At 53.1% G+C, this 8,018-nt stretch carries 6 protein-coding genes and 1 pseudogene (1 of these 7 running past the window's edge); all 7 read left to right on the forward strand.

The genetic code is table 11. The annotated features are described in order from the left end of the window. Positions 1-1,282: pseudogene (gene ilvD / locus HN413_13535) on the forward strand (dihydroxy-acid dehydratase) (it extends 397 nt beyond the left edge of the window). 83 nt (positions 1,283-1,365) lie between these two features. Then, entirely contained in the window at positions 1,366-3,048 is a 1,683-nt protein-coding gene (gene ilvB, locus HN413_13540) for a biosynthetic-type acetolactate synthase large subunit (protein ID MBT3391418.1), read from the forward strand. Between the two features lie 20 nt (positions 3,049-3,068). Then, positions 3,069-3,602, forward strand: coding sequence for an acetolactate synthase small subunit (gene ilvN, locus HN413_13545; GenBank protein ID MBT3391419.1), 534 nt, complete (start codon positions 3,069-3,071; stop codon positions 3,600-3,602). Between the two features lie 38 nt (positions 3,603-3,640). After that, a complete protein-coding gene (gene ilvC, locus HN413_13550) occupies positions 3,641-4,654 on the forward strand; it encodes a ketol-acid reductoisomerase (protein MBT3391420.1) in 1,014 nt (337 codons plus the stop codon). 69 nt (positions 4,655-4,723) lie between these two features. Beyond that, positions 4,724-6,370, forward strand: a complete 1,647-nt coding sequence (locus HN413_13555; protein ID MBT3391421.1) for a 2-isopropylmalate synthase — start codon at positions 4,724-4,726, stop codon at positions 6,368-6,370. Between the two features lie 60 nt (positions 6,371-6,430). Beyond that, positions 6,431-6,634, forward strand: coding sequence for a hypothetical protein (locus HN413_13560; protein MBT3391422.1), 204 nt, complete (start codon positions 6,431-6,433; stop codon positions 6,632-6,634). A gap of 14 nt (positions 6,635-6,648) precedes the next feature. Continuing rightward, on the forward strand, positions 6,649-8,018 hold a 1,370-nt coding region (gene leuC / locus HN413_13565), incomplete at its 3' end, for a 3-isopropylmalate dehydratase large subunit (protein ID MBT3391423.1).

Raw genomic sequence — 8,018 nt, forward strand, 5'->3', positions numbered from 1 at the left:
GGCCGCTCTGCGCGTCGATATTCCTGCCATTTTTATCTCCGGCGGGCCGATGGCAGCGGGCCGCACGCCCGATGGTGAAGTAGTGGATTTGATCTCGGTCTTTGAAGGCGTGGGGGCCTACAAAGCCGGGAAAATTGATGATGCTCGTTTGAAATTACTCGAAGATTATGGCTGCCCTTCGTGCGGTTCCTGTTCCGGGTTGTTCACGGCTAATTCGATGAACTGCCTGCTGGAAGCCCTGGGGCTGGCTTTGCCCTTCAATGGGTCGGCGTTGGCGTTGAGTGAGGAGCGTGAGGCGTTAGCTCAACGTGCTGCTCGCCAAATTTTGAGTTTGGTCGAATGCGGCCTGACCCCGAGGCAGATTGTGACCTCCGAAGCGATAGACGATGCCTTCGCGCTGGATATGGCGATGGGCGGCAGCACCAACACCGTGCTGCACACCCTGGCGCTGGCCCACGAAGCCGGGATCGAATACGACCTGGCGCGCATCAACAAAGTCGCCGACCGGGTACCGCATCTGTGCAAGGTTAGCCCATCGGGCAAGTGGCACATGGAAGATGTTCACCGCGCCGGTGGAGTCCCCGCCATTTTGAATGAAATCGCTAAAGCAGGAAACACTTTATCGTTAGAACGCCCCACTGTGGCGGGGACTTCGTTGAGGGAATCAATCTCCGGGCATAGCATCCGCGATTTGGATGTGATCCGCCCGATTGAGAGTCCGCACTCTGCTCTGGGTGGCTTGTCGATCTTATTTGGGAATCTGGCCCCCGATGGCGCGGTTATCAAAACTGGTGGTGTGGCTCCTTCGATGAGGCAGCACAACGGCCCGGCGCGCATCTACGAGAGTCAGGACGAAGCCATGCGCGGGATTCTGAATCATGAGGTGCAGCCCGGTGATGTGGTGGTGATCCGTTATGAAGGCCCGCGCGGCGGCCCCGGCATGCAAGAAATGCTCTCGCCGACTTCGGCGATTATGGGCATGGGTCTGGGCGAGCAGGTGGCTCTGATCACGGACGGGCGTTTTTCGGGTGGGACGCGTGGCGCCTGTATTGGGCATGTCAGCCCCGAAGCGGCGGCGCGCGGCCCGATTGCGGCTCTGCAAGCTGGCGACATCATTGAGATTGATCTGGATGAACGCAAATTGGCCGTTCGTCTGAGTGATGCGGAAATTCAGGCGCGGCTGGATGCACTGCCCGCGTTTGAGTCCGATATCAAAAGTTCCTGGCTGCGGCGTTATTCGCGTATGGTGACGAGCGCCAATCAGGGCGCTGTATTGGTGTAAGTAAGGAAACGGGTAATTTGGGATGCTCACTGAATGACGAATTCCGAATTACCGAAGACATTTTTTGAAGAGGAGAAGCAATTATGAAAAAAACTGGCGCAGAAATTTTGTGGGAATGTATGGTGCGCGAAGGTGTAGATGTTGCCTTTGGCTATCCCGGCGGTTCGATTATGCCGGTGCATGATGCCATGCTCAATTATCCAGTGCATCACGTGCTCACTCGCCATGAGCAAGGCGCCGCGCACATGGCAGATGGTTATGCCCGCGCATCTGGAAAAGTTGGGGTCGTTTTGGCAACCTCCGGTCCCGGGGCAACCAACCTGGTGACCGGGATTGCCACAGCAATGATGGACTCGTCACCGATGGTTTGTATCACCGGGCAGGTTCATTCTCATCTCATCGGCGGCGATGCCTTTCAGGAGACAGATGTCACCGGTATCACTTTACCAATTACCAAGCATAATTATTTAATTACGCGTGCCGATGAAGTCGCCCAGGTGGTGCGGGAAGCGTTCCATATTGCTCGCAGTGGCCGCCCCGGCCCGGTGCTGATTGATTTTTGCAAAAATGCGCAAATTGAAGTCACCGAGTTCGAATATCCCGAAGAAGTTTCGCTGCCGGGTTATAAACCGCCCAAACATGCCCCCGTAACTGATCTGGAAAAGGCCGTCAAACTGATTGAAAAAGCTGAGCGTCCGGTGATTTTGGCGGGACATGGTGTGCTAATGTCGGGCGCCATGGAAGAATTGCAGATGCTGGCTGTGAAAACGCAAACTCCTGTGACCATGACGCTGCTGGGATTGGGTGCCATGCCAGCTTCGCACGAACTTAGCCTGGGCATGATGGGGATGCACGGTGAAGCCTATGCCAACAACGCCATCCAAAATTCGGATTTGATTCTGGCGCTGGGGATGCGCTTCGATGACCGTGTGACTGGCAATCTGCGCACCTACGCGCCGCGCGCCCGCAAAATTCATGTAGAAATTGATCCTTCTGAAGTTCATAAAAACGTTACTGTGGATGTGCCTCTGGTGGGCGATTTGAAGACTGTACTCACCGATATGATTCCCATGCTCGATGAGTATGAGCATCAGGCATGGATGGAACAAATCGCGGCATGGAAAGCTGAAGCCGAAGATCGCAGCATTATGTCGTGGCCGGATGATGGCAAACTCTATACAGCGCACGCCATCCGCGCCTTGTGGAATGCGACCAATGGCGATTCGATTGTAGCCACCGGCGTTGGCCAGCATCAGATGTGGGCGGCGCAATATTACCACTTTGAACAGCCCTATCGCCTGGTGACTTCGGGCGGCGCGGGAACAATGGGCTTTGGATTGCCCTCTGCCATTGGAGCCTGGTTTGCCCACAAAGATAAAGAAGTTTGGCTGATCGATGGAGATGGCAGTTTCCAGATGACGCAGGCCGAACTCTCCACTGCCATGCAAGAAGGCGCTAACGTCAAGATTGCGATTATGAATAACAACTTCCTCGGAATGGTGCGCCAATGGCAGGAATTCTTCTTCGACAAGCGTTATGCAGCTACTCCGATGACCGGGCCTGACTTTACCAAGATTGCCGACGCGCATGGCATTCCGGCCCGGCTGGTGACTAAACCGGAGGAAGTCTTTGATGCGTTTACTTTTGCTCAGGAAACACCCGGCCCGGTTGTGCTGGAATTCCGTGTTGAAAAAGAAGAAGCCGTTTATCCGATGGTACCATCTGGCGCTGACCTGGACGATATGATCCGGCGACCGGTTCGCTAATTGTCTGGAAGGAGAATCTCATGCAACATACATTATTTGCCTTAGTTGAAAATAGACCCGGTGTGTTGAACCGGGTAGCATCTTTGTTCCGCCGTCGCAACTTCAATATCGAATCGCTCAATGTTGGGCGCACAGAGACCCCCGACATCTCGCGCATGACGATTGTGATGGATAGTAAAGATGTCGATGTGCGGATTGTAGAAGCTAATTTGTATAAATTAGTCAATGTAATTGATGTTCAGGATGTCACCAACCAACCTGCGGTAGCGCGTGATTTGGCGCTGATCAAGGTGAAAGCTGACCCGGAACACCGTGGTGAAATCACAAGTCTGGCCTCTATCTTCCGGGCAAAAATTGTCGATGTAGCCCCCGATTCGGTGATTGTGGAGATTGCAGGCACCGAAGACAAGATTGAGAGTTTGGTTGAGCTTTTGCGCCCCATTGGCATTTTGGAAATGGTGCGAACCGGTCAGGTTGCCATGATGCGTGGCACGGCCGCAGGTGTGCGCCATACACCAGGCGCGCATGGAAACGGGAATGGCAAGAGCCATTAGCAGTATTTAGTGATCAATAATTTGTGGAGATATTTTTTATGGCAACGATCTATTACGACAAAGATGCAAACCCTGAATTGATTAAGGGTAAAAAAGTGGCAGTGATCGGGTATGGCTCACAGGGTCATGCGCATAGCTTGAATTTGCACGATAACGGTGTGGACGTATGTGTAGGATTGCGCGAAGGTAGTTCCTCCTGGAAGAAGGCGGAAGGCGCGGGTGTGGCCGTCAAGCCGATTGCTGAAGCTGTTTCCTGGGCAGATACGGTGATGCTGCTCGCCCCCGATACGGCTCAGCCAGCGGTTTACGAGGAGCATATTGCCCCGAATTTGAAGGCTGGCAAAACGCTCATGTTTGCACACGGATTCAATATCCGCTTCGGGACGATTGCCCCGCCTGCTGACGTAGATGTTAGCATGGTCGCGCCAAAAGCTCCGGGACACCGCGTGCGCGAGGTCTTCACTGAAGGCGGCGGTACACCCTGTTTGGTGGCTGTATACCAGGATGCCAGCGGAAACGCCAAAGAAAACGCCCTGGCATATGCCTATGGCATTGGCGGGACGCGTGCCGGTGTATTGGAAACCACTTTTTCCGAAGAGACTGAAACCGATCTATTCGGCGAGCAGGCCGTGCTGTGTGGCGGCGTGACCGCGTTGGTCAAAGCCGGGTTTGAAACTCTGGTGGAGGCTGGTTATCAACCCGAACTGGCCTATTTTGAAGTATTGCATGAACTCAAACTTATTGTAGATTTGATGTATCGTGGCGGAATGAACTATATGCGTTATTCCATCTCAGATACGGCTGAGCATGGCGATTATACCGCCGGGGCGAAGTTGATTACTGAAGAAACAAAACACACGATGAGCCAGATGTTGAAAGAAATTCAAGATGGCACTTATGCCCGCGGCTGGATTGAAGAAAATCAAAAAGGCCGTCCCTGGTTCAATGCCAAACGACGTACCGAACAAGATCATCTGATTGAAAAAGTCGGCGCCGAATTGCGCGAGATGATGCCCTTTGTCAACCCGGTGACGATTAAGCCGGGCGAGTGATTCGCAATTATTGGTTGAAGGTTGAAAGTTCACCTTGTAACCTTCAACCTTCAATGGTAATAAAAAACTATGAATGATAACCCGAACTACGTCCGCATATTCGATACAACCCTACGTGATGGCGAGCAATCCCCTGGGGCAACCCTGACCTCCGTTGAAAAGCTGGAGATTGCCCGCGGGCTGGCGCGTCTGGGTGTGGATATAATCGAAGCCGGGTTCCCGGCGGCCTCGCCGGATGATTTCGAAGGTGTGCGCCGCATCGCCGTGGAAGTGGGGAATCCGCCCGAGGGCGTAGATGAACCTGATTATTGCGTACCCACCATCTGTGGTTTGGCCCGCGCCACGCAAAAGGATATTGATGCCGCTTGGGGGGCGATCCAATCTGCCCAAAAACCGCGCATCCACACCTTTTTGGCAACTTCTCCCATCCATATGCAATACAAATTGCGCATGGATCCTGAAGAAGTAGTTGATCAGGTGCGCGAGATGGTGGCTTACGCGAAAACGCTGTGTGATGATGTGGAATTTTCACCCGAAGATGCCGGACGTAGCGATCCAGAATTTCTCTATTTGGTGCTGGGTGAAGCCATCAAGGCCGGGGCGACCACGCTCAATATCCCCGATACAGTGGGCTATACCACGCCCGAAGAGTTTGGCACACTAATTGCCGGGATTATGAAGCATACGCCGGGGATTGAAAATGCGGTTGTGTCGGTGCATTGTCATGACGATCTGGGTTTGGCAACCGCCAACGCGCTGGCAGGTATTCAGGCTGGGGCACGTCAGGCCGAAGTAACCATGAACGGGATTGGTGAGCGCGCCGGTAATACATCGCTTGAAGAGGTGGTTATGGCGCTAAAAACCCGCCACCCGGTTTATAACCTGGAAACTGGCATTGACACTACGCAGATCACGCGCATCAGTCGCATGGTTTCAAATTACACCGGAATGCCGGTGCAGCCCAACAAAGCGATTGTTGGGGCGAACGCCTTTGCCCACGAAGCCGGAATTCATCAGGATGGGATGCTCAAAAATAACAGCACCTATGAGATCATGAAACCCGAAACGGTGGGCTTGCACCGCTCTCGCCTGGTGTTAGGCAAACATTCGGGTCGCCATGCCTTGCGTGTGCGTCTCGAAGAATTAGGCTATGGATTGGAAGGCGAAGAACTGGATCGTGCGTTCCAAAGTTTTAAGGAATTGGCCGATAAGAAGAAAACCATCACGGATGCCGATTTGGAAGCTTTGGTGGAAGATCTGCTGGACCGCGTCAGCGAAATCTACAGCCTGGATGGTTTGCAGGTGGCGTGCGGGACGATTGGGTTGCCAACCGCTACCGTGCGTTTACTTGGCCCCGATGGTGAGTTGCACATACAAGCCGCCATTGGCACCGGCCCCGTGGATGCGGCTTATAAAGCCGTTGATGAGATAATAAAGGTTCCGAATACCCTGCTGGAATTCAATATTCACGCCGTGACCGAGGGAATTGACGCTATGGGTGAAGTTACTGTGCGCCTGAAAGCGAAGAACGGTTCTGTCCCGCGGCGCACATCCCCCCAAAGCGGGCGCACCCGTGCGCGCACATTTGGCGGATACGGCGCGGATACCGACATTATCACCGCCAGCGTCAAAGCTTATTTGGCCGCAGTAAATAAACTGCTGGCTGCCCGTGAGCGTTCGGAAGTGTTTGAAGCGGTTATCAGCCAGCCAGTATAGCGAATTAATTTTTTGTGTATCCTGTGAGCATGTCTTTATTGATGATTTAGGAGAAGAAACATGGCCGAAAAGAAAAAAGCCCCCCGTGAAAACGCCTTTGAAAAGTTCCCTCAACCGCGCACTTTCCCATCTCAGTGGGATATGTCGGGGATGATGGCTGCCGAGGGCCCCCAACAAGATGCCGATGCTGAAGACCGCATGGAAACCTTCCCTGAGCCGCGTACCATCCCTGCTAAATGGGATGTCTCGGGATTAAAAAAATAGGCTGGTTTGTTCGTATGAATCAATTCAGCCACCCCAAAACTCTTTACGAAAAAGTATGGGAATCGCATATTGTTGCCGAAAGTGACGATGCGCCCTCCGTACTCTATATTGATTTACACCTCATTCATGAGGTGACATCCCCCCAAGCCTTTAGCGGTTTACGTGAAAAAGGGCTAAAAGTTCATCGCCCAGAGCGCACCATTGCCACGATGGACCACTCCACACCGACGATTTCTCTCAGCTTTGATTCTGCGGATGAAATGGCTGTGATTCAGCTTGAGCAGATCACCAAAAATTGCGCAGATTTTGGTATCACCCTCTACGATGCTGAAAGCGATGGACGGGGTATTGTCCACGTGATCGGGCCAGAACAAGGGTTTACCCAACCTGGAAAAACTATTGTCTGCGGCGACAGCCACACATCTACGCATGGCGCATTTGGCGCGCTTGCCTTTGGTATCGGTACATCCGAAGTGGAGCATGTCCTCGCAACCCAATCTTTGCTGCAATCGAAATCAAAGACGTATGAAGTTCGCTTTGAAGGCGAGCTTCCCTTTGGCGTGACGGCTAAAGATATGGTTTTGGCGCTCATCGCCAAAATTGGCATTGGTGGCGGCACTGGGCATGTCTTTGAATATACGGGTGATGCAGTCAAAGCCCTCGATATGGATGGACGCATGACCCTTTGCAATATGTCTATTGAAGCTGGCGCACGAGCAGGTATGATCGCCCCCGATGAGACGACTTTTGATTATCTCAAAGGACGCCCCTATGCGCCTCAAGGCATTAACTGGGACGCCGCCGTTGAGAGATGGAAGCAACTTCCCTCTGATGCGGGCGCAGTTTACGACAAAACCGTCACCATTGATGTCTCCAAGCTTGAACCGATGGTTACTTACGGTACTAACCCTGAGATGGGGATCCAAATCAGTGAAAGGATACCCAGCCTGAAAAACATGAATTCTGCTGCGCAGCAATCATCACTTGAAAAGGCGCTCAGCTATATGGACCTTAAACCTGCCAGCGCCTTGAAAGGGCATCCTGTAGATGTGGTTTTCATTGGCTCATGCACGAACTCACGCATGAGCGATCTTCGAGCAGCAGCATCCATCCTGAAAGGGCGTAAAGTTGCCGCTGGGCTGCGCCTGCTGGTTGTTCCCGGTTCAGAGAGTATCCGCAAACGCGCCGAAGCAGAGGGTATCGACAAAATTGTACGTGATGCAGGCGGCGAATGGCGTTTTGCCGGTTGCAGCATGTGTTTGGCGATGAATGGTGATGAACTTGAGCCTGGTCAATACGCGGTGAGTACCAGCAACCGCAATTTTGAAGGCCGGCAGGGCAAAGGCGGGCGTACCATTCTCGCCAGCCCCCTTACGGCTGCGGC

The organism is Chloroflexota bacterium (assembly GCA_018648225.1).
Taxonomy (GTDB): Bacteria; Chloroflexota; Anaerolineae; order Anaerolineales; family UBA11858; genus NIOZ-UU35.

Excerpts from the sequence above, each read along its gene's own strand:
- HN413_13555 (MBT3391421.1), top strand. The coding sequence starts at position 4,724 with ATGAATGATAACCCGAACTACGTCCGCATATTCGATACAACCCTACGT.
- ilvN (MBT3391419.1), top strand. The coding sequence starts at position 3,069 with ATGCAACATACATTATTTGCCTTAGTTGAAAATAGACCCGGTGTGTTG.
- ilvB (MBT3391418.1), top strand. The coding sequence starts at position 1,366 with ATGAAAAAAACTGGCGCAGAAATTTTGTGGGAATGTATGGTGCGCGAA.
- ilvC (MBT3391420.1), top strand. The coding sequence starts at position 3,641 with ATGGCAACGATCTATTACGACAAAGATGCAAACCCTGAATTGATTAAG.
- HN413_13560 (MBT3391422.1), top strand. The coding sequence starts at position 6,431 with ATGGCCGAAAAGAAAAAAGCCCCCCGTGAAAACGCCTTTGAAAAGTTC.